The sequence below is a fragment of the Achromobacter sp. 2789STDY5608615 genome, from assembly GCF_001298995.1.
In the GTDB taxonomy this organism is placed as follows: Bacteria; Pseudomonadota; Gammaproteobacteria; order Burkholderiales; family Burkholderiaceae_B; genus Achromobacter; species Achromobacter insuavis.
Genome location: NZ_CYTY01000001.1, coordinates 93,478 through 117,451, shown reverse-complemented (window position 1 = coordinate 117,451; position 23,974 = coordinate 93,478). Strand labels below are relative to the sequence as shown.

General features: G+C 67.2%; 31 protein-coding genes and 1 tRNA gene. 10 read left to right on the top strand and 22 right to left on the bottom strand.

The features are described from left to right. Positions 1-48: 48 nt before the first annotated feature. The 4 genes from AOZ49_RS00580 to AOZ49_RS00565 form a co-directional block, all read right to left on the bottom strand. Positions 49-1,341 (bottom strand): aspartate carbamoyltransferase, encoded by a 1,293-nt coding sequence (locus AOZ49_RS00580; RefSeq protein WP_054433349.1) that lies wholly within the window; start codon positions 1,339-1,341, stop codon positions 49-51. 100 nt (positions 1,342-1,441) lie between these two features. Then, positions 1,442-1,855 (bottom strand): hypothetical protein, encoded by a 414-nt coding sequence (locus tag AOZ49_RS00575; RefSeq protein ID WP_054473922.1) that lies wholly within the window; start codon positions 1,853-1,855, stop codon positions 1,442-1,444. Then, positions 1,856-2,281, bottom strand: a complete 426-nt coding sequence (locus AOZ49_RS00570) for a BPTD_2524 family lipoprotein (RefSeq protein ID WP_054473921.1) — start codon at positions 2,279-2,281, stop codon at positions 1,856-1,858. 129 nt (positions 2,282-2,410) lie between these two features. Further along, positions 2,411-2,542 carry an entericidin A/B family lipoprotein gene (locus AOZ49_RS00565; protein WP_006388387.1) on the bottom strand — a complete coding sequence of 44 codons (132 nt, stop codon included), beginning with the start codon at positions 2,540-2,542 and terminating at the stop codon, positions 2,411-2,413. A 123-nt stretch (positions 2,543-2,665) separates the two neighbouring features. On the opposite strand from AOZ49_RS00565, the gene AOZ49_RS00560 reads away from it, so the two are divergent. Continuing rightward, on the top strand, positions 2,666-3,025 hold the full coding sequence (locus AOZ49_RS00560; protein ID WP_054433352.1) for a hypothetical protein: 360 nt from the start codon (positions 2,666-2,668) through the stop codon (positions 3,023-3,025). 62 nt (positions 3,026-3,087) lie between these two features. Next, entirely contained in the window at positions 3,088-3,489 is a 402-nt protein-coding gene (locus tag AOZ49_RS00555; protein WP_054433353.1) for a hypothetical protein, read from the top strand. On the opposite strand, the gene AOZ49_RS00550 is transcribed toward AOZ49_RS00555, so the two are convergent. Beyond that, entirely contained in the window at positions 3,471-4,781 is a 1,311-nt protein-coding gene (locus AOZ49_RS00550) for a TIGR03862 family flavoprotein (RefSeq protein ID WP_082380256.1), read from the bottom strand. The genes AOZ49_RS00555 and AOZ49_RS00550 overlap by 19 nt on opposite strands. Before the next feature lie 219 nt (positions 4,782-5,000). Continuing rightward, a complete protein-coding gene (locus tag AOZ49_RS00545; RefSeq protein ID WP_054473920.1) occupies positions 5,001-5,345 on the bottom strand; it encodes a hypothetical protein in 345 nt (114 codons plus the stop codon). A 643-nt stretch (positions 5,346-5,988) separates the two neighbouring features. On the opposite strand from AOZ49_RS00545, the gene AOZ49_RS00540 reads away from it, so the two are divergent. Then, positions 5,989-6,489, top strand: a complete 501-nt coding sequence (locus tag AOZ49_RS00540; protein WP_156355548.1) for a hypothetical protein — start codon at positions 5,989-5,991, stop codon at positions 6,487-6,489. A gap of 70 nt (positions 6,490-6,559) precedes the next feature. Here the strand turns inward: AOZ49_RS00540 and AOZ49_RS00535 are convergent. Both AOZ49_RS00535 and AOZ49_RS00530 read right to left on the bottom strand, forming a co-directional pair. Beyond that, a tRNA-Met gene (locus AOZ49_RS00535) sits at positions 6,560-6,636 on the bottom strand. 20 nt (positions 6,637-6,656) lie between these two features. Continuing rightward, the gene (locus tag AOZ49_RS00530; protein WP_231689802.1) at positions 6,657-7,097 is read right to left on the bottom strand and encodes a hypothetical protein; all 441 of its coding nucleotides are present in this window, start codon (positions 7,095-7,097) and stop codon (positions 6,657-6,659) included. Between the two features lie 109 nt (positions 7,098-7,206). Between AOZ49_RS00530 and AOZ49_RS00525 the strand changes: the two genes are divergently transcribed. After that, positions 7,207-8,646: an aminotransferase-like domain-containing protein gene (locus tag AOZ49_RS00525; protein WP_054433358.1), complete on the top strand. Its 1,440-nt coding sequence runs from the start codon at positions 7,207-7,209 to the stop codon at positions 8,644-8,646. Further along, positions 8,643-9,209, top strand: a complete 567-nt coding sequence (locus tag AOZ49_RS00520) for a DedA family protein (RefSeq protein ID WP_054473918.1) — start codon at positions 8,643-8,645, stop codon at positions 9,207-9,209. Before AOZ49_RS00525 ends, AOZ49_RS00520 begins: the two co-directional genes overlap by 4 nt. Positions 9,210-9,221: 12 nt before the next feature. On the opposite strand, the gene AOZ49_RS00515 is transcribed toward AOZ49_RS00520, so the two are convergent. After that, a complete protein-coding gene (locus AOZ49_RS00515; protein ID WP_006393728.1) occupies positions 9,222-9,476 on the bottom strand; it encodes a hypothetical protein in 255 nt (84 codons plus the stop codon). Between the two features lie 215 nt (positions 9,477-9,691). Beyond that, the gene (locus tag AOZ49_RS00510) at positions 9,692-9,937 is read right to left on the bottom strand and encodes a hypothetical protein (protein WP_006393727.1); all 246 of its coding nucleotides are present in this window, start codon (positions 9,935-9,937) and stop codon (positions 9,692-9,694) included. 120 nt (positions 9,938-10,057) lie between these two features. Between AOZ49_RS00510 and AOZ49_RS00505 the strand changes: the two genes are divergently transcribed. The 5 genes from AOZ49_RS00505 to AOZ49_RS00485 all read left to right on the top strand — a co-directional run bounded on the left by AOZ49_RS00505 (position 10,058) and on the right by AOZ49_RS00485 (position 13,657). Then, positions 10,058-10,669 (top strand): hypothetical protein, encoded by a 612-nt coding sequence (locus tag AOZ49_RS00505; protein WP_054473917.1) that lies wholly within the window; start codon positions 10,058-10,060, stop codon positions 10,667-10,669. Between the two features lie 45 nt (positions 10,670-10,714). Next, positions 10,715-11,173 (top strand): Lrp/AsnC family transcriptional regulator, encoded by a 459-nt coding sequence (locus tag AOZ49_RS00500; RefSeq protein WP_006393724.1) that lies wholly within the window; start codon positions 10,715-10,717, stop codon positions 11,171-11,173. A gap of 70 nt (positions 11,174-11,243) precedes the next feature. After that, complete coding sequence (locus tag AOZ49_RS00495; RefSeq protein ID WP_054433361.1) at positions 11,244-11,552, top strand: hypothetical protein; 309 nt, start codon at positions 11,244-11,246, stop codon at positions 11,550-11,552. A gap of 14 nt (positions 11,553-11,566) precedes the next feature. After that, the gene (gene pdxA, locus AOZ49_RS00490; RefSeq protein ID WP_082380255.1) at positions 11,567-12,547 is read left to right on the top strand and encodes a 4-hydroxythreonine-4-phosphate dehydrogenase PdxA; all 981 of its coding nucleotides are present in this window, start codon (positions 11,567-11,569) and stop codon (positions 12,545-12,547) included. 132 nt (positions 12,548-12,679) lie between these two features. After that, positions 12,680-13,657, top strand: coding sequence for a bile acid:sodium symporter family protein (locus AOZ49_RS00485; protein ID WP_054433362.1), 978 nt, complete (start codon positions 12,680-12,682; stop codon positions 13,655-13,657). A gap of 67 nt (positions 13,658-13,724) precedes the next feature. Here the strand turns inward: AOZ49_RS00485 and AOZ49_RS00480 are convergent, their stop codons facing one another. From AOZ49_RS00480 to AOZ49_RS00425, 12 genes are all read right to left on the bottom strand, one after another. Next, positions 13,725-15,107, bottom strand: coding sequence for a replicative DNA helicase (locus AOZ49_RS00480; RefSeq protein WP_006393719.1), 1,383 nt, complete (start codon positions 15,105-15,107; stop codon positions 13,725-13,727). Next, the gene (locus AOZ49_RS00475; protein WP_054473916.1) at positions 15,104-15,943 is read right to left on the bottom strand and encodes an RIO1 family regulatory kinase/ATPase domain-containing protein; all 840 of its coding nucleotides are present in this window, start codon (positions 15,941-15,943) and stop codon (positions 15,104-15,106) included. Before AOZ49_RS00475 ends, AOZ49_RS00480 begins: the two co-directional genes overlap by 4 nt. 153 nt (positions 15,944-16,096) lie before the next feature. Then, a complete protein-coding gene (gene rplI / locus AOZ49_RS00470) occupies positions 16,097-16,552 on the bottom strand; it encodes a 50S ribosomal protein L9 (protein ID WP_054433364.1) in 456 nt (151 codons plus the stop codon). 14 nt (positions 16,553-16,566) lie between these two features. Next, a complete protein-coding gene (rpsR, locus tag AOZ49_RS00465) occupies positions 16,567-16,839 on the bottom strand; it encodes a 30S ribosomal protein S18 (RefSeq protein WP_006218308.1) in 273 nt (90 codons plus the stop codon). A 106-nt stretch (positions 16,840-16,945) separates the two neighbouring features. Then, on the bottom strand, positions 16,946-17,269 hold the full coding sequence (gene priB, locus AOZ49_RS00460; RefSeq protein ID WP_054433365.1) for a primosomal replication protein N: 324 nt from the start codon (positions 17,267-17,269) through the stop codon (positions 16,946-16,948). Positions 17,270-17,321: 52 nt separating this feature from the next. Continuing rightward, a complete protein-coding gene (gene rpsF / locus AOZ49_RS00455; RefSeq protein ID WP_006393715.1) occupies positions 17,322-17,696 on the bottom strand; it encodes a 30S ribosomal protein S6 in 375 nt (124 codons plus the stop codon). 234 nt (positions 17,697-17,930) lie between these two features. Next, complete coding sequence (locus AOZ49_RS00450; RefSeq protein ID WP_054473915.1) at positions 17,931-18,845, bottom strand: DUF817 domain-containing protein; 915 nt, start codon at positions 18,843-18,845, stop codon at positions 17,931-17,933. A 7-nt stretch (positions 18,846-18,852) separates the two neighbouring features. Further along, on the bottom strand, positions 18,853-19,650 hold the full coding sequence (gene folE2, locus AOZ49_RS00445; RefSeq protein ID WP_054473914.1) for a GTP cyclohydrolase FolE2: 798 nt from the start codon (positions 19,648-19,650) through the stop codon (positions 18,853-18,855). A 190-nt stretch (positions 19,651-19,840) separates the two neighbouring features. Then, the gene (gene dxs / locus AOZ49_RS00440) at positions 19,841-21,703 is read right to left on the bottom strand and encodes a 1-deoxy-D-xylulose-5-phosphate synthase (RefSeq protein ID WP_054433367.1); all 1,863 of its coding nucleotides are present in this window, start codon (positions 21,701-21,703) and stop codon (positions 19,841-19,843) included. Positions 21,704-21,756: 53 nt separating this feature from the next. Continuing rightward, a complete protein-coding gene (locus AOZ49_RS00435; protein WP_054433368.1) occupies positions 21,757-22,668 on the bottom strand; it encodes a polyprenyl synthetase family protein in 912 nt (303 codons plus the stop codon). A gap of 7 nt (positions 22,669-22,675) precedes the next feature. Beyond that, positions 22,676-22,942: an exodeoxyribonuclease VII small subunit gene (locus tag AOZ49_RS00430; RefSeq protein ID WP_006393710.1), complete on the bottom strand. Its 267-nt coding sequence runs from the start codon at positions 22,940-22,942 to the stop codon at positions 22,676-22,678. A gap of 83 nt (positions 22,943-23,025) precedes the next feature. Next, complete coding sequence (locus AOZ49_RS00425; RefSeq protein WP_054433369.1) at positions 23,026-23,880, bottom strand: IclR family transcriptional regulator; 855 nt, start codon at positions 23,878-23,880, stop codon at positions 23,026-23,028. Between the last annotated feature and the right edge of the window lie 94 nt (positions 23,881-23,974).

Genomic DNA, 23,974 nt, shown 5'->3' with positions numbered 1-23,974 from the left:
CCGGCGTCGGCCGTCATGGCGGCCGCGCAACGCTGTCCCGCGGACGCCTTACTCCAGGCCGTGGAACACCGAATCGTCCGGACCGATGTGCGACGGGTGCTGCCAGGTCACGTCGCGCAGCGAGTGCTGCACCAGCCCTTCCACGCCCAGCAGCACCGCGAAGATGGCCATGCGGATGGGAATGCCGTTGTCGGTCTGGCGGAAGATCGCCAGGCGCGGATCATGGTTCAGGTCCACGCTCAGGTCGTTGGCGCCCGGCCGGCTGTCGCGCGGCAGCGGGTGCATGACGATGGTGTCCGGGCCGCAATAGGCGTCGATGATGGCGCGGTTGATCTGGAAGTCGGGCGTGTAGCCTTCGTTCTCTTCGTTGGCGAAGCGCTCTTTCTGCACGCGCGTGGCGTAGATCACGTCGGCGCCCGCCAGGCCCTCGGCCAGCGAGGTCTTCTGCTCGATGATGTTGCCGTTGCGGCTGGCCTGCTCGATGATGTAGGAGGGCATTTCCAGGCCCTTGGGCGACACCAGCGAGAACTTGACGTTCTTGTACAGCGCCATCAGCTTGATCAGCGAATGCACCGTGCGGCCGTACTTCAGGTCGCCGACCATGGCGATGTGCGCGCCGTCGAGCAGCTTGCCCAGGCGCGAGAACTCGGTGAGGATCGTGTACAGGTCCAGCAGCGCCTGGCTCGGGTGCTCGCCGGGGCCGTCGCCGCCGTTGACCACCGGGATGTTGGTGGCGCGCGCGAATTCGGCCACCGAGCCCTGGTCGGGATGGCGGATCACCATCGCGTCGACATAACCGCTCATGACGCGGCTGGTGTCGTAGATCGATTCGCCCTTGGCCATCGACGAGAAGGTGAAGCCGGTGGTGTCGCAGACCGAGCCGCCCAGGCGGCAGAAGGCCGAGCCGAAGCTGACGCGGGTCCGGGTGCTGGCCTCGAAGAACAGGTTGCCGAGCACCGCGCCTTCCAGCACGCGCGAGATTTTCTGGCGGCGCGCGATGGGCTGCATCATGTCGGCCACGCGGAACAGGTCCTCGACCGATTCGCGGGTGAACTGGTCCACCGACAGCAGCTGGTTCTTGCCCTCTACCGCGATCCGCTCACGCAGCGGGCCATCTTGTACGCTTTGCGTATATTTTTCGAGCAGCACGCCGTTCTGGACGATTTCGCTGACGAAACGCTGCACCACTTCCGGCATCGCGCGGAATTCCTGCGAGCCTTCCGGCAACAGCCAGGTGTCGAGCGCGCGGCGTTTGACGCCGATCCGGGTCGCGAACACGTCGCGCGTGAGATTCAGGCGGCGCATCGCATCGCGCAGGAAGGCTTGCTGGGAAATGGTCATGACAGGTCCCGAAGAAAGGGTTTGTATACGCACTGCGCATATTATTCCCAACGCAAGTGCATGTCCAACACTTTTGCGCACACGGGTTTACCCTCGAAACTCAGCGTCGAGCGTAGGTCGTCATCTGTGGCGCGGCATCCGTCGTGCCCTGCCCGGCCGCCAGCCAGCAGCCGGCGCAGAACGCCAGGGCGCTGACGACATAGCAGAGCATGGCAAGCACCTGCGCCGGCAGGTGCGCGCGGGTCAAGCGGCCGGTGTAGCCCTGGCGCAACAGGCTGACCTGCGCCAGGTAGGCGAACAAGACCCCGAGGCAGGCCAGCAGCAGGCCGGCCAACAGCAGCAGCAGGGGCAGTTGCAGATCGGGCGCGGCGATGTCGCCGCCGACGATGCCCAGCGAAAACGCCGCCAGTCCCAGCGCGGCGACGCCGTTCAGCCAGCCCAGGAAGCGGAACGCGCCGGCCAGCAGCGCGAACGGCAGGCCGGCGGCGCGAAGCTGCTGGGCGCGCGGGTCCATTTAGTCTTCCTTGCGGCAGGCCGGCGTGGCGGTCTGGATCGAGGCGCGGGCGGCGGCGATCTCGGCCGCGTTCCAGCGGCCCTGGCCCAACACGGTCACGGTGACCTTGGCCTTGGCCGGACCGTCGGCCTCGGCGGAGATCAGTTCGAGGATCTTGGCGGTTTCGCCGACCTTGTAGACCTGGACCTCGTCCGGCGCGCCCTTCTCGCCAAGGACGTGCTTCCAGGCATACGACACGTTGTACGGATGTTGCACGTTCACATGGCAGGTGCGCACGTATTCGCCAGCGCGGCGGAAGGCCGCCTGGTAATTGGTATCCACGCTGAAGGTTTCCTTCAACACGGTATCGGCCTCGTAAACGCCCGTGCTGGCGCAACCGCCCAGCAACGCCATCAACGTGACACCCACCCATATAGTCTTGCGCATGATTCTTCCTGCCATCGGATTCGGATTCCCGCGATTATGCCAGCGGCCGCAAAAAGGCCACGCCCGAAATGTCGCGACATTTCTGCGTGGCCCTGGCCGCGCCCGCAGGCGCGCGGAACGCCCGGCGCCCTATTTGGTCGCGGCGCCCTCGATCTTCTCGCCGCCGCGCTGGATATCCTTGCCCGCGCCGGCAACGGTATTGCACCCCGCCGACATGGCGGCAATCGAAAGCAGCATGACGAGAATCACTTTGTTCTTCATGGGCATCTCCTGTCGAGGCGTGAAAACCGAAGCCAGCATACCGCAAAGGCCACCGTTTGCGCAGGGTGCGCCCCTCCCCCGTACGCCTGTCGCGTATTTGGCGGCAATGGATTAGGATGCGCTATGAACAAGAAACACGTATCGGAAAACGCGGGCGGCACGCCCCAGGCATGGGGCTGGGAACAGCCACAATGCCGCGGACAGGCGGCGCTGGCGCTCTTCATCGACGATCTGCACCGCATCCTGCAGAACTACACCGCCGGCAGGCTGGCCGCCAGCGCCACCCTGGCCGACGCCCAGGAACAGGTCGACCAGTTGCTGGCCCGATACAACGAGATCGCCGCCGCCCCCGAGATCTTCCTGGGCCAATCGGTCCAGCTCAAGGAAGGCGTCGACCGCAGCGGCGTTTCCCACACCGTACCCATTTTTTCCGCGCGCCTGAAGCAGTCCCTGGTCGCGATGCTGGGACAAGGACCCGGCTGACCCCACCTCCGGCGCGCGCCAGCCGCCGGCCAGAACCGCTCCAAAGAGAGGGAGACCGAAGCATGAATACAGACAATGTCGTGGAGTTTCTCCGCCTGCTGTCGCTGGATGTCTCGCTGGGCGCGGCCGCCCAGCACGCCGCGAGCCAGGCGGATGCGCCTCTGGCGTTGGCCCGCCTGGCCACCGCGCACGGCTTGCCTTGCAGCGCCTCCGACTGGTCGATGTTCACCCGCGACTGCCTCGATGCCGACGACAGCGCCGAAAGCGAAGCCTTCTCGGGCGACGCCAAGATCTGGCAGCTGGTGCAGGATCCGGGCCAGGGCACCAGCATGCCGGCCAGCGCCATCACCCGCGTCATCGGCATCGCCACGCAACCCGATGGCCCGACCGTGGTCGGCCATGTCGTCAACGACCTGGCGCCGCGCCCGGCCCAGGGCGCTTCGCCCTATCCCGGCAGTTCCTGAGCCGGCGCGCCGGCCATCCCCAGAAACGCCGCCACGCCGCTGGCGGCCACCACCCCGCTGGCCATGCACGCGGTCAGCAGATAGCCGCCGGTCGGCGCTTCCCAATCCAGCATTTCCCCCGCGCAGAACACGCCCGGCGCCTGGCGCAGCATCAGGCCGGGCTCCAGCGCGTCGAACGCCACGCCGCCCGCGGTGCTGATGGCCTCGTCCATCGGACGGGTACGCACCAGCGTCAGCGGCAGGGCCTTGATCAAGCGCCCCAGGCGCGCCGCATCACGGAAGTCATCGGCGCCGGCGCACTCGCGCAGCAGGCCGGCCTTGACGCCGGTCAGCCCCAGCCGGCTCTGCAGGTGGCTGGACATCGAGCGCGCGCCACGCGGATGCGTGACGGCTTCCAGCACCCGCTCCTGGGTCCAGCCCGGCGCCAGGTCGAGCAGGGCCACCGCCTGCCCGGCCGTCTCGATGCGGTCGCGCAGCGGCGCCGACAACGCATAGACCAGGCTGCCCTCGATGCCGTTTTCCGTGACGACGAACTCACCCTGGCGGGCCGGCCCCGGTCCCGATTCACCGACGCAGCGCAGCGTGACCGACTTGACCGGTTGGCCGGCATGGCGCTGCCGGAAGTGTTCGGACCATGCCACGTCGAAGCCGCAGTTGGCCGCGCGCAGCGGCGCCGTGGCGATGCCGTGCGCCGCCAGTCCGGGCAACCAGGCGCCATCCGACCCCAGCTTGGCCCAGCTGCCGCCGCCCAGGGCCAGCACCACCGCGTCGGCCGCGCAGGTGCGCACGCCATCGGGCGTGTCGAAGCGCAGCTCGGCCGCGCCGGGCGCGCCATCCGACGGCCAGCCGAGCCAGCGATGACGCATGTGAAAGCGCACGCCGCTGGCGCGCAGGCGGGCCAGCCAGGCGCGCAACAAGGGCGCCGCCTTCATTTCGGCGGGAAAGACCCGGCCCGACGAACCGACGAAAGTCTCGATGCCGAGCTGCCCCGCCCATGCGCGCAAGCCATCGGCGTCCAGCGCGCGCAGCCAGGGCGCGATCTGGCCGGCGCGTTCGCCATAGCGCGCCAGGAACGGCGCCGCGGCCTCGCTGTGGGTCAGGTTCAAACCGCCGCGCCCGGCCATGAGGAACTTGCGGCCGACCGACGGCATCGCGTCGTACACGTCGACCTGCGCGCCACGCGCGGCCAGCCCTTCGGCCGCCATCAGGCCGGCCGGCCCGCCGCCGATAACGGCCACGCGCTTGGCGGACGGACTCATGGCGCCCGAGGGCGGATGCGGGTTGGAATGCATGGCGGCGGAATTCAGGAAAGCCAGGGCGGGACGGGCCGCCGGGGGTGCGATTGTCGCACGCGGCGGCGCCGCGCCCGGCCATCGCACCCGCCGGACAAAAAAAAGCCCCGGATGGGGCATTTTTTCATCGCAGCGGCCAAGCCATTGATATTGCGGCGATATTGCGACATGCGCAACGCCTATCCCAAGGCTTGTCCACAGTCGCTGTGGGTAACTGCGCTAGGCGTTGCCGGCGGCCTGCATCGGCCCGGACCAGGGTTCGGCATCGAGCTGGAAACGCAATTCCTGGTATTCGCCGTCGACCGCGACCGAGCGCAGCAGGCCCAATCCCAGCGCCTGCCCCATTGCGCGGCGGCACAGGGTTTCGGGATCGTCCGGCAGCGACTGGAACACGCCATCGGGAATGCGCAGCCGCAGCAGCGCCTGGGGATCGCCGCGTTCGGCGGGCCGCCCGATGTGAATGTGGGCCGGATAGCCGTGCGGGCACCAGATGCCCACGTGGTACTTGCCTTCGCTGCCGGTATCGGCGACGTAGCCGGGATGATCGTATTTTGCCGTGCCCATGGACCCTCCTCGTGTGCGGCGGACTCGCGCGCTTGAGCCATGGTAGCGCAGCGTCCGCCACCTGTGCGGGCCCGCACCCCCGGGAAACTCCGGGCTGGAACGCCGGCTTGATGCAGGGCAAGCGAGAGATGAAAAAAACCGCGACGGTCGTCGCGGTCCTCCTGGAAGCGCCGGTGGCGGCGCCGAGAGCCGTACGCCGGCCATCCACGGAACCGTGCTGATTCTGCGCCGCAGGTCGATCCTGTGAAGTCACACAGCAGCTATCGTAGTGGCGACGACCTCCGCTGCATGCGATCTCCACTCCCCACAAGCGCCGCCCATGCCTCTCTACCATCGTCTGGCCAGTTCGACACAACGACTCGACGTCGCCTTCCACCAGACTCACAGCAAGGAAGTCTGGGGGACAGGAGCCTTCCTCACCGGAATTGCTTCCGTCAAGGCATACCTCGGCCCCCCTGCCTGCCGGCGACGATGGGATCGAATTCGAAACCGACATCCCGCCCACGCCGGGCACCAGCACCCTGGCCGTTGCCTGCTGGTACCAGGGACAGGCCCAGGCAGCCGCGAAGTCCGGATTTGTCATGATTCCGGTTAGCATGAGGAAGGTTGCCTACACACAACCCGCCAACCTCGGGGCAGCATCATGCGTCTTTTGACCATTGAACACGTACCTCCCGCTCGCCGGCGAACCGTCCCCATCTGGTATCCCGCCGTCATGCTCAGCTTGTCCGGCGAAGCGTTGCGTCGCACCGGCCTCGATTTCGAGACGGCACAGGATGATCTCGACACCGTGACCTTTGCGTATGCCGAGGTCGAGAAGATACCCATCATGTTGATGCGCCACGCGTCGGAGCCCAAGCACGTGTACACGCTGATGGTGGATGCGGAAAGTGAAGCGAATGACCGTGGCTGGGGCGTCCTGAGCTTCGCGTCGGGCGTATTGGCCAGCCTGCACGTGGGACCTGAAGAGGTGATCTGGCGCAACGACGAACTGGACAAGCTGTTTCCTGCCAGACTGAATCTCAAATCCGGCAAATCGGTCTTCGAGCAGCTCGACCTGCACAATATCGAACCGGTTTCGCTTGACGATGCAAGTCCATCTCCAGGGCCTGCCTACACGCCGCCGGCAAAAGCCAGGTTCTGATTCGCACCGACGGCGCGCGCCAGAAAGCAAAAAAGCCTTGATTTCGTCATGAAATCAAGGCTTCGAATGCTGGTTGCGGGGGCAGGATTTGAGCCTACGACCTTCGGGTTATGAGCCCGACGAGCTGCCAGACTGCTCCACCCCGCGTCTGATGTGTGAATCATACATCATTTTGAAATCTTGTGCAGCGCACCCAGCGAATTGGGCCGATTATTTTTGCTTTCCGAGCCAAAAAAACCCGTTGCGATGGCCGCGACGCGCGCCAGCAGCCCGGGCGGATCCAGGCAGATCGCCTGCGCCTGGCCGACCGCCGTCAGCGTCAACGGACCGCCTTCCGGCAGGCAATGGCTTTCACCCGCGTTCAGGCGCATCGGCGGCGGCAAATACCGGCCTGGCGGCATATCCGAGCGGTACGGCGGCTCGGCCACCATCAGGCTGCCGCTGGTGCAGACGATGAGCGCCCCGCCGCGCAGGCGCACCTGGCGGCTGGCGCCGGCCAGCAGATCAATACGTTGCGAACGCGGTTCGGGGGCGGGAAAAAGGGCCATGGTCATCTCCAATCTGACGCCCACAGTCTGCGCCCGCCCTGTTTTGCGCAACAGCCACACAATCTGACTTTCTGTACCGATGCAGGTTCTCGATTTTCGCTCTGTTATGGTGTACTTTGCGTGAATCTGTGCCTACCCTCAACCCAACCTCGGGGAGCATGATCGGCGCATGGACCCGCAACCGCTATACCTACGCCTGGCGAACCACTACCGGCGCGCCATCCAGACCGGGGTCCTGGCCCCCGACCAGCGCATGCCGTCCGTGCGCACCCTGGTGCGCACCCACCACGTCAGCCTCTCGACCGCGCTGCAGGCCTGCCGCCTGCTCGAGGACGACGGCCTGATCGAGGCCCGTCCCCGGTCCGGCTACTTCGTCCTCAAGCCGCGCCGCAACAGCATTCCCCCCGTCAACGAGCCGGACATCCGCCAGGCGCTGGGCACGGCCCAGTACGTCGGCATCCATGACCGCGTGTCGGACTTCATCGCCAAGTGCGAGGCCCATCCCGTCAGCGCCAACTTCGCGCTGGCCGCGGCGGTGCCGGAAGCCTATCCGATGGAAGACCTGAAGCAGGCCATGATCCGCGCGCTGCGGCAGTCGCCCCAGGTGCTGGTCAGCCCGGTGCCGCCGCAGGGCCATCCCGAACTGCGCACGGTGCTGGCGCGGCGCGCGCTGGCCAACGGCATCAACGCCACGCCCGATGACGTCATCGTCACGCATGGCTGCATCGAGGCGCTGAACCTGGCGCTGCGCGCCGTGGCCCGCCCGGGCGACACCATCGCGGTGGAGTCGCCGACCTACTTCGGCCTGCTGCAGATCCTCGAAAGCCTGGGCATGCGCGCGCTGGAGATTCCCACCAGTCCGCAGCACGGCCTGTCGATCGAGGCGCTGGACCTGGCGTTCCAGACCCACGGCAACATCCGCGCGGTGGTGGTGGTGCCGAACTTCCAGAACCCGCTGGGCTGCGTCATGCCCGACGCCGAGAAGGCGCGCCTGGTGGCCCTGTGCGAACGCCAGCAGGTGCCGCTGATCGAGGATGACACCTATGGCGCGCTGAACGACGACGACACGCCGCTGGCCGCGGCCAAGTCCTGGGACCCGACCGGCAACGTCATCTACTGCTCGTCGCTGCACAAGACGCTGGCGCCGGGCATGCGGCTGGGCTGGCTGCTGGGCGGCCGCTGGAAGGCGCGCATCGCCATGCTGAAATTCGCGCAGAGCCGGCCCAACGAACCGCTGGCGCAGATCGCCGTGGCCGAATACCTCGGATCGCGCGCCTACGACCGGCACCTGGCGCGGCTGCGCCGGCAATTGAAGACGCAGCGCGAGCAGACCGCCGAAGTCATCGCGGCGCACTTCCCGCGCGGCACCCGCCTCAGCATGCCGACCGGCGGCATGCTGCTGTGGCTGGAGATGCCGGACGGCCGCTCGGGACTGGATGTCTTCGAGGCCGCGCTGCAGCAGGGCATCCGCGTGGCGCCCGGCGCCATGTTCTCCAACGGCGCGCGCTACAACCACTTCCTGCGCATCAGTTGCGGGCAACGCCACACGCCCGAGATCGCGCGGGCGCTGGTGACGCTGGCACGCATCGTCGGCGAGCGCCAGGCATGAATCCACACCTGCATCAATTCATCGTCGACTACGGCCTGTGGGCGGTGCTGGGCGGCACCCTGCTCGAGGGCGAAAGCGTGGTGGTGCTGGCGGGCTTCCTGTCGCATCAGCGCCTGCTGCACCTGCCCTACGTGATGCTGTGCGCGTTCGCCGGCTCGTTCATCGCCGACCAGGCCTTGTTCTATCTGGGCCGCCGCTACCGCGAGCATCGCTACGTGCGGCGGATCCGCGCCCAGCCCGCGTTCAGCAAAGCGCTGGCGGCGGTCGACCGCTATCCGCACGGCTTCATCCTGGCGTTGCGCTTTCTGTATGGACTGCGCACGGTCGGTCCGGTGGCGCTGGGGGTCTCGCAGGTGTCCTCGCTGCGCTTTCTGGTGCTCAACGCCATCGCGGCCGCGATCTGGGCGGTGTGCTTCAGCCTGGTGGGATATGTGTTCGGGCAGACGATCGAGTCCCTGCTCGGTCGTCTGCATGGCGTGGAAACCAAGCTGGCGGTGGCCGCCGTGATCGGCGTGGCGACCTGGCTGGCCTACTGGCTGTTTGCGCGGCGGCGGCGCCGGTGACCGGCGCGCCGCTCAGAAGACCAGCTTGCCGCTGGCGCGCAACACGTGCCGGCGGCGCGCCTTGCGATACAGCGGGCCGATGAACGGCAGCAGGGCCAGCCGCCGCAGGATGGGATGACGCTGGTCGAAGTCGTGCCAGGCCTTGAAGCCATGGCCCAGGCGCTCCCAGCTCTGACGCGCCTCGGGGGAGAGTTTGCCGGGGTCGAACGCCGCCAGCTTTGCCGCTTCCGAAACCCGGGCCGCGAGGCCACGATTCCGGTATTCCAATGGATACTGATTCCGCATGGGGCGGCATATTACCCGGCTTGCGGGACCTCTGCCGGCCCCTGTCGCGCGGCGAACACAGGCGGTTTTGGCGCCGCCTTTGATCGCACTTTGCAAGCCGTTGTAATTAAAGGAAAAAGGCTTTCTATGCCCGCGCTATCCCAAGGCTTGTCCACAGAAGTTGTGGGTAACTTCGACAGGCCGCGGGCGGCCGGCGGCTACTTCAGCGCGGCGATGATCTGGTCGCGCACGCTTTCGAAGCCCGCCACGTATTGCGGGTTTTCCGAACGGGCCAGCAGGCTGGAATAGTTCTGCTCCAGCTGCGCCTCGATCGCCTCGCGCAGGCCGGGCGAGCCCTTGGCCAGGTGCAGCATCGTCAGCAGCGCCGAGTTGAGCGCGTCGATGCGGCCGCCCTGGTGCGAAATGGTATGCACGATGACCGCGATTTGTTCCTGGATGTCCATGGAAAAGCCTCCTGGCAATGAATATCGGCGCAAATCCTAGCATGGGCCGGCCGGCCCGCTGGGCAAGCGCCGCCGTGCGCGCTAGCATCAAGCGTAGCGCGGCGTAAACGGAGCGTGTCCATGAAGACGATCCACGACTATGTGCCCCCCGACGCGGCTTCGCTGCGGCGGCTGCAGGAACGGCTGGGATACAGCGATGCGCAGATGGCCGAGCTGGCCGGCCTGGACGCCGCCGTGCCCTGGTCCAGCTATGTCGGCGGCCCGCAGCCGCGCGCGCTGGGGCAGCAGCGACTGCTGGGCATGGCCGCCCGCCTGACGCTGGACGAGACGGCCTGGCAAGGCGTGCTGGCGGCCATGCGCGAGGCCGGCGCGCGCTTCGACTACGGCGCCTCCGATGCGTCCACCCTCACGCCAGCGCCGGCCGCCCCGCCCGCCGCCCTGGAAGAGCACAAGTTCGGCATGCGGCTGGTCAGCGACCGCGGCGCCTTCCACGAAATGGAGCAGCTGCGCGAGTTCGCCCATCATGTGCAGGAGTTCGGCGTCAGCGACCTGGTGCGCGAGGCCCGCTACGACAGCGCCGCCGACCTCTGCCGCTTCACGCTGGCATCGGCGCGCGAGGCGGACGCCGCGCGCCGCGACCGGGTCTTCGACGCGGCTTCCCGGACCATCACCCGCTTTGCCTTCGACGGCCGCGTCTATCAAGGCGGCATTCCGCCCGAATCCGACGACTGAGCCGCGCATTGACTTGCGCCGCGCCGCCCCTGTATGGTCGGGCGCATGAACGAACGCCTAGACGCCATCGACCGGCAACTGCTCAGCCTGCTGCAGGCCAACGCCCGCGAACCCGCCGCCATCCTGGCGCGCAAGCTGGGGCTGGCGCGCACCACCGTGGTGGCGCGCATCGCCCGGCTCGAGCGCGAGAGCATCGTGGCGGGCTACGGCGTGCGGCTCGGCCGCCTGCTCGAAGAGGCCGCGGTGCGCGCCTACTGCTTCATCAGCGTCCTGCCCAAGACGCCGGCGGCGGTCATCCGCGAGCTCGAGAAAATGCCCGAGGTCGAAGAAGTGTCCTCGGTCAGCGGCCCGTATGACTACCTGATCTTCCTGCGCTGCGAAACCCATGAACAGCTCGACGAGCTGCTCGACCGCATCGGCCTGATCGAAGGCGTGAAACAGACGCAGACCTCCATCGTGCTCAGCCGCAAGGTCGACCGCCGCAGCGCGGTGGGCGCGCCCTGAGCCCCTCCCCGGCGCGCGGCGGGGGCGGCATAATGTTGTAATCTGGCCAATTGCCTTTTACGGATCTCCCATGCTCGCACGCCTTGCCTTCGTCTCCGCCATGCTCGCCCTGCTGACCGCCTGCTCCAGCATGAGCGAAGTGACGCCCACCGGCAAGAATGGCTACAGCGTCACCTACAGTTCCGGCACGCAGCTGCTGACCTGGGTCGAAATCAAGAACCAGGCCCTGCAGCGCGCCGACCAGTATTGCCAGTCCATCGGCCGCAAGCTGCAGAAGCCGTCGGTGACGTCCAATCACGCCACGGGCCTGGGTTCCAAGCGCGCCACGGTCACGTTCGAATGCGGCGAGATCGAACCGCCGAAGAACGCCAAGCAGTAATCCGGAAACACATCGTGAATACTCCCCCGCCCGTGGGCATCACCATGGGGGATGCCGCCGGCATCGGCCCCGAAATCATCGTCAAGGCCTGCGCCCAGGGCCTGAATGCGCCCTGTGTGGTCTACGGCGATGCCGGCGCCCTGCGCCGCGCCGCGAGCGCGCTGGGCGCGCGCCTGGCGATCACGGAGATCGCGCACGCCGGCCTGGCCAGCGGCGACGCCAGCCGCATCGAGGTCATCGCCTGTGGCCCCGCGCTGCCGCCCGACCTGCCCTTCGGCCAGATCAACGCCGCGGCCGGACGCGCCGCCTACGATTACGTCTGCGCCGCCATCGACGACGCCCAGGCCGGCCGCATCCGCGCCATCGTCACCGCGCCGCTGAACAAGCAGTCCATGCACGCGGCCGGCATCGACTATCCCGGCCACACCGAGATCCTGGCGGAACGTTCGGGCACCGACGACTTCGCCATGATGCTCGCCAACGACGAGCTGCGCGTGCTGCTGGTGACCATCCACGTGGCCCTCGCCGACGTCATGGCGCGCATCACGCCCGAGGCCGAGCTGACCGCCATGCGCCTGGCCGACCGAGCCTGCCGCCAGATGGGCATCGCCCATCCGCGCGTCGCGGTGGCCGGCCTGAACCCGCACGCCGGCGAAGGCGGCAAGTTCGGCCGCGAGGACATCGACATCATCGCGCCGGCCATCCGCCGCGCCCGCGACGAAGGCATCGACGCCAGCGGCCCGTGGCCTGGCGACACGGTCTTCATGCGGGCCCGCCGCGGCGAGTTCGACATCGTGGTGGCCCAGTACCACGACCAGGGCCTGATCCCGGTGAAGTACCTGGGCGTGGACCATGGCGTCAACGTCACCGTCGGCCTGCCGTTCGTGCGCACCAGCGTCGACCATGGCACCGCCTTCGACATCGCCGGCAAGGGCGTGGCCGACCAGGCCTCGCTGATCGCCGCGTTCGATCTGGCGCTGGCCATGACGCCCTGAACCCCAAGGGGCCCGACAGGCGGACACCCGCCCCGGCCCGCCAGCGGCCTGCAAGCCCCCGGGGTCTACAATACGCCCCGATTCCGGCGCGCCAGGCGCGCCGCCGCTTTCCGTCATCCCCCTACCCCCTCCATGTCACGCCTTGTCCGTCTCCTGCCCGACCGCTTCACCCTCTACCTGATCTGCACCGTCATCATCGCCAGCATCGTGCCCGCCCACGGGCAGGGCGTGGTGGTGTTCGGCTGGATCACCAACATCGCGGTCGGCCTGCTGTTCTTCCTGCACGGCGCGCGCCTGTCGCGCGAGGCCATCATCGCCGGCCTCACCCACTGGAAGCTGCATCTCACGATCTTCTCTGCCACCTTCCTGATGTTCCCGCTGCTGGGCCTGGCGCTCAAGCCGGTGCTGGAACCGCTGGTCACCCCCGAGCTGTATCTCGGCATCCTGTTCCTGTGCTGCCTGCCCGCCACCGTGCAATCGGCCATCGCCTTCACGTCGATGGCGCGCGGCAACGTGCCGGCCGCGGTCTGCAGCGCCTCGGCCTCGAGCCTGCTGGGCATTTTCCTGACGCCGCTGCTGGTGGGCACCGTGGTCGCCAACGCCGGCAGCGCGCCGATCTCGTTCGACGCTGTCGGCAAGATCATGCTGCAGCTGCTGCTGCCGTTCGTGCTGGGCCAGTTCGCCCGCCGCTGGATCGGCGCCTGGGTGCACAAGCGCAAGGCGATGCTGAAGTTCGTCGACCAGGGCTCGATCCTGCTGGTGGTCTACACGGCGTTCTCGGAAGCCATCAACGAAGGCCTGTGGAGTTCCACGCCGATCCCGGCGCTGCTGGGCCTGGTGGTGTGCTGCGCCGTCATCCTGGCGCTGGCGCTGGGCCTGTCGGCGCTGGCCGGCAGGATGTTCGGCTTCAACCTGCCCGACCGAATCACGCTGCTGTTCTGCGGCTCCAAGAAGAGCCTGGCCAGCGGCATTCCGATGGCCCAGGTGCTGTTCGCCGGCCACGCGGTGGGCGCCATCGTGCTGCCGCTGATGCTGTTCCACCAGATCCAGTTGATGGTCTGCGGCGTGCTGGCCGCGCGCTACGGCAAGCGGCCCGAAACGGACGAATGAATCCGCCACGCCGCCATGAAAAAACCGCGCCCTGGGGCGCGGTTTTTTTTGAGTGGGCGACAGGCGCTCAGTACAGGTCCCGCGGCTGCGCGCCGGAGAAATTCAGGAAGCGCGTGCTCGAACCCTGGAAGGTCAGGCGCACCGAGCCGATGGGGCCGTTACGCTGCTTGCCGATGATGATCTCGGCAGTGCCCTTGTCCGGCGAATCGGGGTTGTAGACCTCGTCGCGGTAGATGAACAGGATCACGTCGGCGTCCTGTTCGATGGCGCCCGATTCGCGCAGGTCGCTCATCACGGGACGCTTGTTGGGACGCTGCTCCAGGCTTCGGTTCAGCTGCGACAGCGCGATCAGCGGGCAGTTCAGTTCCTTGGCCAGACCCTTGAGCGAGCGGCTGATTTCCGACACTTCGGTGGCGCGGTTCTCGCCCGAGCCGTTGCCCGACATCAGCTGCAGGTAGTCGATGATGATCAGGCCGAGCTGGCCGCACTGGCGCGCCAGGCGGCGCGCGCGGGCGCGCACTTCCATCGGGCTGAGCGCGGGCGATTCGTCGATGTAGACCTGCGCGTCCTGCATCAACTGCACCGCATGGGTCACGCGCGGCCAGTCTTCGGCGATCAGCTTGCCGGTCCGCATGCGGTGCTGGTCGAGCAGGCCGACCGAACCCAGCATACGCATGGCCAGCTGCACCGCGCCCATTTCCATCGAGAACACCGCCACCGGCAGGCCCTCTTCGATGGCGACGTGCTCGCCGATGTTCATCGAGAACGAGGTCTTGCCCATCGACGGGCGGCCGGCCACGATGATCAGGTCGCCGCCCTGCATGCCCGAGGTCATCTTGTCGAGGTCGGTGAAACCGGTGGGCACGCCGGTCACATCAGAAGTGCTTTCGCGGTGATAGAGCTCGTCGATGCGTTCCACCACCTGCGTCAGCAGCGGCTGGATTTCCTGGAAGCCGGCGGCGCCGCGCGCGCCTTCCTGGGCGATCTGGAACACCTTGGATTCGGCCTCGTCCAGCAGTTGGCGCGCTTCCTTGCCCTGCGGGTTCATGGCGGCCGAGGAGATCTCGTCGGCGATCGACACCAGCTTGCGCAGCATGGCGCGCTCGCGCACGATTTCGCCATAGCGGCGGATGTTGGCGGCCGACGGCGTGTTGTGCGCCAGCGCGTTCAGGTAGGCCAGGCCGCCGGCGTCGTCGGCCTTGCCGGCGCTGACCAGCGATTCGTGCACGGTGATGACGTCGGCCGGCCGCGCCAGCCCGATCAGCCGGGCGATATGGTGCCAGATGAGCCGATGGTCGTGGCGGTAGAAGTCTTCTTCGACCAGCACGTCGGCGATGCGGTCCCAGGCTGCGTTGTCCAGCAGCAGGCCGCCCAGCACCGACTGCTCCGCCTCGATGGAATGCGGGGGAACGCGCAGGTATTCAAGCTGGGAGTCGGCAGGTGTGTTCATGGCTTCAATAATAACGGCTGCAGGATATCCGCGACGCGGAAGAAACCCTGCACATCGCGCGACGGCAGGCGGCCCAGCAGGGGCCGCAGCGGCGTGGCGATGAAGGAAAGCACCCGGGTCAGGCGGCGCAGGCGGGCCTTGACCTCGGGGTCGGGATTACATTCGAAATAGACGTCCAGCGCCAGTTTACCCAGCGTCCGGCCCACGTCGTCGGGCAATTTACGCAACGACACCAGCGAGGCCAGCATCTGGAACAGATCATAGGCCTGGGCCAGCGGACGCGACAGCGTGGAACCGATGTTCTCTTCGAAATCGATGCGCCACAGTTCGCCGTCCTGCAGCGTGATGTTGCGGATCTGCGCGCCGCCGTGCCACAGCCCGCGGGCATGGAAAGCGGCCAGGTCGGTCGCGGCCGCGCGCGTCAGCCACAGGCGCAAGGTGGTGTCCTCGTTGCGGATCAGGTCGGCCAGGTCCTCGCCGACGAATTCCAGCACCAGGAGGCCCTGCTCCTGCCACCAGACCTCGGGCACGCGGCAGCCGGCCTGCAACAGTTGATTGAGGCGCCGGGCCTCATGCTCCAGGCCATTGCGCAGCAGGATGCCGGGACGCGGGAATTCACCCAGGAACAGCTTGCAGCCCACCCCGAGGAACAGCGCGCGCGCATAGCGCAGCACATAACTGACGCCGCTCGCCAGGCTAGGCCGGCGGCGCTTGACGATGCAGCGCACCCCATCGATGGTGGCGTCCCGCACCGACGGCTCGCGCTCGGCGTCCAGGCTGTCGAGCCAGGCGCGCAATCCGGGGGGGGCGTTGTGGTGGACGGGCGGCTGGGTCAAGAGGTCCTCGGTGGCAACAGCGTGGAAGGTGGGCATGCAGCCCGAAAGACTACACGCAAACACCGGATGGCAAAGCGGGGAAAAGCAAGCGCGCCGGGAAAAGAAAAAAAGCCGGCACGCGGGCCGGCTTTCTTTCCTGGCGCGGAGTCCGGTTTAGGACAGTTCGCCTTCGACCAGCACCGTGACGTCGACGACGACGTCGGCGTGCAGGGCGACCTGGATCGGGAACTCGCCGACGGCCTTCAGCTGGCCGTTGGGCATGCGCACTTGCGACTTCTCGATGCCTTCGAAACCGGCCTTCTTCAGACCTTCGGCGACGTCGGCATTGGTGACCGAGCCGAACAGACGGCCGTCGACACCAGCCTTCTGGACGATCTTCAGCTGGTAGCCGTTGACGCGCTCACCCAGAGCCTGGGCGGCGGCCAGCTTCTCGGCCTGGATCTTTTCCAGTTCGGCGCGGCGGGCTTCGAATTCCTTCAGGGCGGCGTCGGTTGCGCGACGGGCCTTCTTCTGGGGGATCAGGAAGTTGCGGGCGTAACCATCACGCACGCGGACGACTTCGCCGAGGTTACCCAGGTTGACGACTTTTTCGAGCAGAATAACTTGCATTTCAGTGCCCCGGATTAGTTGTGGTTGTCGGTGTAAGGCAACAGGGCCAGGAAGCGCGCGCGCTTGATGGCGGTGTCCAGCTGGCGCTGGTAGATTGCCTTGGTGCCGGTCAGACGAGCCGGGATGATCTTGCCGTTTTCTTGCACGAAGTCGCGCAGGGTGTCCAGATCCTTGTAGTCGATCTCTTCGACGCCGGCGGCGGTGAAGCGGCAGAACTTACGACGCTTGAAGAGCGGGTTCTGCTGCGTGAATTTGCGTTTTTCCTTGCGTTTTCCGAAGAAAGCCATGATATGTGCCTTATGTTTGAGAGGACCGGGTCTACCTTGATCGGGCCCGACTCCCCGTAACCTATCCGTATTCAGAAGGCGCTCTCGCGCCCGTCACCCATTCCCGTCAAGCCACCAGCGGATCGCGTCCTGCGCTGCCGCGGATCTTGCGCGCCTGCTGCAGGTGCAGCTTGAACTTCACGGAGTCCTTGCGCACCGGGGCCAGAAACCCCTGCACGTGCAATTCGGACCCCAGCGCCGTTCCTTGCAACAGCAACGCCAGATCGCCCAGTGCCACGGCCGAGATCGTCAGTTCGACACGGCGCGGATGGCCGGCTTCGATGACCTCAGATTCGTGCGCCAGCACCATTTCCAGGGCTGGCAGACCGGCGGGAGTGTGGCGCAAAGGCTCGCATTCGAGAACGCGGGCGCTGAGTTCCAGCTTGTTCATCCTGCCAGGCACCGAGGGGACTTCATGGGATGGGCTCTCGCGTGAGCCCTGCTTACTCGGCCTGAGCCGCGACAGCTTCCGCCGAAGCCTTGCGGGCTTCTTCGCGCTCGACCGACTTCATCATGATCGAGGGCGTGGTCTGGGCCTTCTTGGTCTTGATGACCAGGTGGCGCAGAACGGCGTCGTTGTAGCGGAACGAGTGTTCCAGCTCATCCAGCGTGGCTTGGCCGCACTCGATGTTCAGGCAGACGTAGTGAGCCTTGACGAGCTTCTGGATCGGGTAGGCCAGTTGACGGCGACCCCAGTCTTCCAGGCGATGCACCGAGCCGCCTTGGCCCGTGACCAGCGCTTGGTAACGCTCGACCATGGCGGGCACTTGCTCGCTTTGGTCGGGGTGAACGATAAACACCACTTCGTAGTGACGCATGAGTAAAACTCCTTGAGGATGTCTTGCCCGCCGTCCGCCTGACACCGTCATCAGCCCGCGCGCGCATCGTGCTCGCGGTCAGTTCCGGCTTTCCAGTGCTTTCTCTATCACTGGTCTTTTTCTTCAAGGCGTATGGCTTGCAAGGGGCAGCCCGCTACCCAAAAAACATGGGCGGTCGAGCAAGAAAGCTCTCGATTATCGCCGATCGGACCGCTCGACGCAAGCCGGCGGCGCTCAGGAAATCGGGGACGCGTTATCCGGCCCCACCGGACGCGGCGCATCGGCCACACCGATCTCCTGCGGCCGGCTGACCACGCTGACCATCACGTAGCTGATGATCATGAGCAGGAACCACGAGCCCAGCTTGTTTATCGAGACCAGTTCCCAGCCCTGCGACTGGTTGGGATAGCGCCAGGCGTTGGCGAAGGTGCCGATGTTCTCGGCGAACCAGATGAACAGCGCCACCAGCACGAAGCCCAGCAACAACGGCATGCGGCGGTAGTCGCGCCAGATGCGGAAGTAGACCCAGGTGCGCGCGAACAGCAGCGCCGTCAGGCCGAACAGCGCCAGACGAAAATCGGGGACAAAATGATGCGCGAAGAAATTCACGTAGATCAGCACCGACAGCGCCACGGTGGCGGCCAGCGGCGGATGGGCCCGGAAGCGGAAATCGAACAGGCGCCAGACCCGCGCCAGATAGCTGCCGACCGCGGCATACATGAAGCCGGTGAAGAGCGGTACGCCGCCGATGCGCAGCACGCTGGCCTCGGGATAGATCCAGGAGCCGGCCGCCGTCTTGAACAGCTCCATGCCGGTGCCGACCACATGGAACATCAGGATGACCTTGGCCTCGTCCCAGGTTTCCATGCGCAGGGCCAGCAGCGCGGCCTGGATGGCCAGCGCGGCCAGCGTCAGGAAGTCGTAGCGCGCCAGCCAGGCGTCCTGCGGATACCACCAGTGCGTGGCCAGCAGCAGCGCGCACATCAGGCCGCCGAACAGGCAGGCCCAGGCCTGCTTCACGCCGAAGCGGAAGAACTCGTAGAAGGCGACGCCCAAACGACCGCGGCCGGCCAGGTGATCGGCCAGCCGCGCTTCCCATCCCGCCAGTCGCGCAATGAGCGGCCAGTCGCTGGCCGCCGGATGCCGCACGGAGGACTCAGCCTTCCACCACGGCGCAAGCCGAGTGGTTGTGGATCGATTCGAAGTTCTCGGCCTCGACGCGGTAGCGGGCGATGCCGGGATGCGCGTTCAGGCGGGCCGCCACGTCGCGCACCAGGTCTTCGACGAACTTGGGGTTGTCGTAGGCGCGTTCGGTGACGTACTTCTCGTCGGGGCGCTTGAGCAGGCCCCAGAGCTCACACGAGCCTTCGTCTTCGATCAGGCGGATCACGCCGTCCATGCTGATGTCGGATTCCAGGATGGCCGAGACCGTCACGCGCGAACGCTGGTTGTGCGCGCCGTATTCGGAGATGGCCTTGGAACACGGGCACAGGCTGGTCACCGGCACCTGCACCACCAGCTCGAACTCGACCTTGTCGGCCTGGGCGCGGGCGATCCACTGCACTTCGTAGTCCAGCAGGCTCTGCACGCCGGAGATCGGCGCCGACTTGTTGATGAAGTACGGGAAAGCCGCGGTGATGTCGCCGCGCTCGGCGTGCAGCAGCGGCAGCATGTCGGCCGCCATGGCGCGGAACAGCGTCGGCGTCATGGGGGTGCTGCGGTACTTTTCCAGCAGCGCCACGAAGCGGGACATGTGCGTCCCCTTTTCTTCGGGGGGCAGCGCCACCGTCAGGGTCCAGTTGGCCACGGTGCCCTGGGGCGAACCGTCGGCGTTCTCGATGAGCATGGGGTGGCGCACGCCACGGATGCCCACGCGCTGGATCGGGATGTGCCGCGTGTCCGTCGAGCTCTGGACGTCGGGCATCACGATGGCGGGGTCGATCGGAGAATTCATTTCGGCTTACCTGTCTGGGCGACGAGCGTGGCGTGAACACGCAGACCCAGGAATCTTTAAGAGGGGGCCATTATCGCCCAAAGTCCCGCCAGCGCCAGGGAAAACCCTTTCATTCGTAGGCTGGCGGGGCCGGAACACACTGTTTCGCCACACGGACCAAACCGGCGGGCCGGTCCGTGGGTGCGGCCAATCAGGCCAGCAGCGAGGCGTAGCGCGCCCGGATCGATTGCTCGATGCCGGCGGCATCCAGGCCGATCCCGGCCAGCAGCGCCAATTGGTCGCCGTGGTCGATGAACTCGTCGGGAAAGCCCAGCTGCAGCACAGGAATCGCGATGCCTTCGGCGGCCAGCACTTCCAGCACGGCGCTGCCGGCGCCGCCCATGATCGCGGCGTCCTCGATCGTCACCAGGGCGTCGTGGCGGCTGGCCAGGTCCAGGATCAGCGCGCGGTCGATCGGCTTGACGAAGCGCATGTCGGCCACGGTGGCGTCCAGTTTTTCGGCCGCCGCCAGCGCCGGCTGCACCAGCGTGCCGAAACCGAGGATGGCGATCTTGCGGCCTTCGCGGCGCACCACGCCGCGGCCCAGTTCGACCGTGTCCAGGCCGGCCGTTTCCGCCGCGCCGCAGCCCGCGCCGCGCGGATAGCGCACCGAGGCCGGGCCGGGATACTGATAACAGGTGGACAGCAGCAGGCGGGTTTCGTTTTCGTCCGAGGGCGTGGCCACCACCATGTTCGGCACGCAGCGCAGGAACGCGGTGTCGTAGTTGCCGGCGTGCGTGGCGCCATCGGCGCCGACGATGCCGGCGCGGTCGAGCGCGAAGGTGACGTCCAGGTTCTGCAGGGCCACGTCGTGGATCAGCTGGTCGTAGCCGCGCTGCAGAAAGGTCGAGTAGATCGCCAGCACCGGCTTCTGCGCCTCGCAGGCGATGCCGCCGGCGAACGTCACGGCGTGCTGTTCGGCGATGCCGACGTCGAAGTAGCGCTGCGGGAAGCGCTTCTCGAACTCGACCAGGCCGCTACCCTCGCGCATGGCGGGGGTGACGGCGACCAGGCGCGAATCCTGTTCGCCCATCTCGCACAGCCAGTCGCTGAACACCTGGGTGAAGGTGCGCTTGCCCGGCGCCTTCGATTGCTGGATGCCGACGGCGGGGTCGAACTTGCCCGGGCCGTGGTACAGCACCGGATCGGCCTCGGCCAGCTTGTAGCCCTGCCCTTTCTTGGTGACCACGTGCAGGAACTGCAGGCCTTGCAGCGCCTTCAGGTTCTGCAGCGTCGGCACCAGCGCGTCGAGGTCGTGGCCGTCGATCGGGCCGACGTAGTTGAAGCCGAACTCCTCGAACAGCGTGGCCGGCGTGACCATGCCCTTGGCATGTTCCTCGAAGCGGCGCGCCAGTTCCAGCACCGGCGGCACGTGCTGCAGCACGGCGCGGCCGACGTTCTTGGCGGCGGCGTAGAAGCGGCCGGACATCAGGCGCGCCAGGTAGCGGTTCAGCGCCCCCACCGGCGGCGAGATCGACATGTCGTTGTCGTTCAGGATCACCAGCAGGTTGATGTTGGCGGTGACGCCGGCGTTGTTCATGGCCTCGAAGGCCATGCCGGCGGACATCGCGCCGTCGCCGATGACGGCGATGTGCTGGCGCTGCACGCCGGCGTTGCGCGAGGCCACCGCCATGCCCAGCGCGGCCGAGATCGAGGTCGACGAATGCGCGGTGCCGAAGGCGTCGTATTCGGATTCGCTGCGCTTGGGAAAGCCCGAGATGCCGCCCTGCTGGCGCAGCTTGGCCATGCCGGCGCGGCGCCCGGTCAGGATCTTGTGGGGATAGGACTGGTGGCCCACGTCCCAGACGATGCGGTCATGCGGCGTGTCGAAGACCTGGTGCAGGGCCAGCGTCAGCTCGACCGTGCCCAGGTTCGACGACAGGTGGCCGCCGGTCTTGGAGACCGACTCCAGCACGAAGCCGCGCAACTCGTCGGCCAGGCGCTTGAGCTCGCGACGATCCAGGCGCTTGAGGTCTGCCGGGGATTGGATGCGGTCCAGTAATTCTGTCGTCATGCTTGTATGGGGTTCGTATGCCCGGCCTGCGGCCAGCCCGGACGGGTCACGGTTCAGCGGTCTCGGAGGACGATGAAATCAGCCAGCTCGGCCAGGCGCTTGCCGGCGTCGCCCAGCGGTTCGAGCGCGGCCAGCGCGGCTTCGCGCAGCTCGCTCGCGAACGCGCGGGCCTCGTCCAGGCCCAGCAGCGAGACGTAGGTCGGCTTGTTTTCGGCCGCGTCCTTGCCCGGCGTCTTGCCCAGGCTGGCGGAATCGGCGGTCACATCGAGAATGTCGTCCACCACCTGGAACGCCAGGCCGATGGCCTGGGCGTAGACGTCCAGCGCCTGGCGCGAGGCAGAGCTGGCGCCAGCGACGATGCCGCCCAGCGCCACGCTGCAGGCCAGCATGGCGCCGGTCTTCATGCTGTGCATCTGCTGCAGTTCGTCGCGCGACAGCCGGTGGCCGACGCTGAGCAGGTCGATGGCCTGGCCGCCGGCCATGCCCTGGCTGCCCGCCGCGCGCGCCAGCGACTGCGTGGCCTGCACGATCAGGGCCGGCGCGATGGGCATGGAGGCCAGCAATTCGAAGGCCAGCGGCTGCAGCGCGTCGCCGGCCAGCATGGCGGTGGCTTCGTCGAACTGCACGTGGGTGGTGGGACGGCCGCGGCGCAGGACGTCGTCGTCCATGCAGGGCAGGTCGTCGTGCACCAGCGAGTAGGCGTGGATCAGTTCCACCGCCGCGGCGGCGCGGTCCAGCGAGGCCTCGACGGCCAGCACGCTGCCGCTGACCGGGCAGGCCTGGCCGGCGGCGTAGACCAGCGCTGCCCGCACCCGTTTGCCGCCGCCGAGCACGGCGTAGCGCATGGCTTCATGCAGGCGGGCGGGCACAACGTCGGCGGGCGGCAGGAGGTCGTCGAGCACGTCTTCGACATGCCGCACGCGGCCCTGCAGCCACTCCGGGAAAGCGAGTTGAATTTGCTTCATCCGATTCTTATTCGTCATCCAGCGCCGCGGCGTCCAGCGGGCGCAGCAAGTCGCCCTCCAGGACCTTGACCTGCTGTTCGGCCTGGGCCAGGCGTTCCTGGCAGACCCGCGTCAGCGCCACGCCGCGCCGGTAGGCGGCGAGCGACTGCTCCAGCGGCAGCGAACCGTCTTCCATGGCCGCGACCAGCGATTCCAGTTCGGCCAGGGCCGTTTCGAAATCCTGGGGCAAGGGACGGTCGTCGGTCTGCGGATCGGCTTGAGAAGGTTTGGCCAAACGGGCCTCCGGGGGCACTTGGGGGTGGATCAATCCGTGAATTGTACGAGATACCACGCCCCCGCCACGACGCGCCGCCGCGCTCAGGCCGGCGCGCCCGCCAGGCCCGCGATGGCGGCCCGCAGCGCGGGCGCCACCTGGGTGCGCAGCCCGGCCTCGGGCAGCAGGCCCTCCGGGCCGCCGCAACTCATGACGAACACGCCCTCCCCGGTCACGGACGTGAACGGCACCGCCACGGCATTGATGCCGGACTGCCACTCGCCGATCGCAAAGCAGCAACCGGTGTCGCGCAGCTCGGCGCGGGCGCGCTCGATCGCGGCCGCCGCCGGCGCTGCCGGCCCCAGCCGTTCCAGCACGTCGGCGCAGGCCGCCGCCGGCAGGCTGGCCAGATAGGCGCGGCCCATGGCGCTGTCGAGGCTGGCGCGGTAGCCCACCGGCAGGCGCAAATACAGGGCGGACGAGCCGTGGATGGCCTCGACGTAGGTCATGGCGTCGCCATCGAAGGCGCCCAGCGCCACCGCGCCGCCGGTCTCGCGCGCCAGGTCGGTCATCGACGCCTTGGCCAGCTCGCGCACCTCCAGCCCGGCCAGCAGGCCGAAGCCCAGCGCCAGCACGCCGTAGCCCGGCGAATACTTGCCTGTGTCCGGGTGATAGCGCAGGTAGCCCAGCTCGGTCAGCGTGTAGGTGATGCGGCTGATGGTGGGCTTGGGCAGGCCGGTCAGGCGCGCCAGGTCCAGGTTGCCCAGCGCCGCCACGCCCGGCCGGAAGCAGCGCAGCACTTCCAGGCCGCGCGCCAGCGCTGTGATGAAGTCGGGCGACACCGGCCCCTCGCCCACGGCGCCGGCGCGCTTACGACGCGCGGGGGCGCTCAGCGCCAGCTTCTGGTCGGGCTTGGCGGCGGGATGGGGGATGCGCTTGGGGTCAGAAAAAGATTGCATTTCTATTCGCTTCGTTTTTATAGTTTATTCCGAATAACAAAATTAAATTCCAATTAACGGAATTTAAAACATCCATGGAGACCTGGCAAGCCCT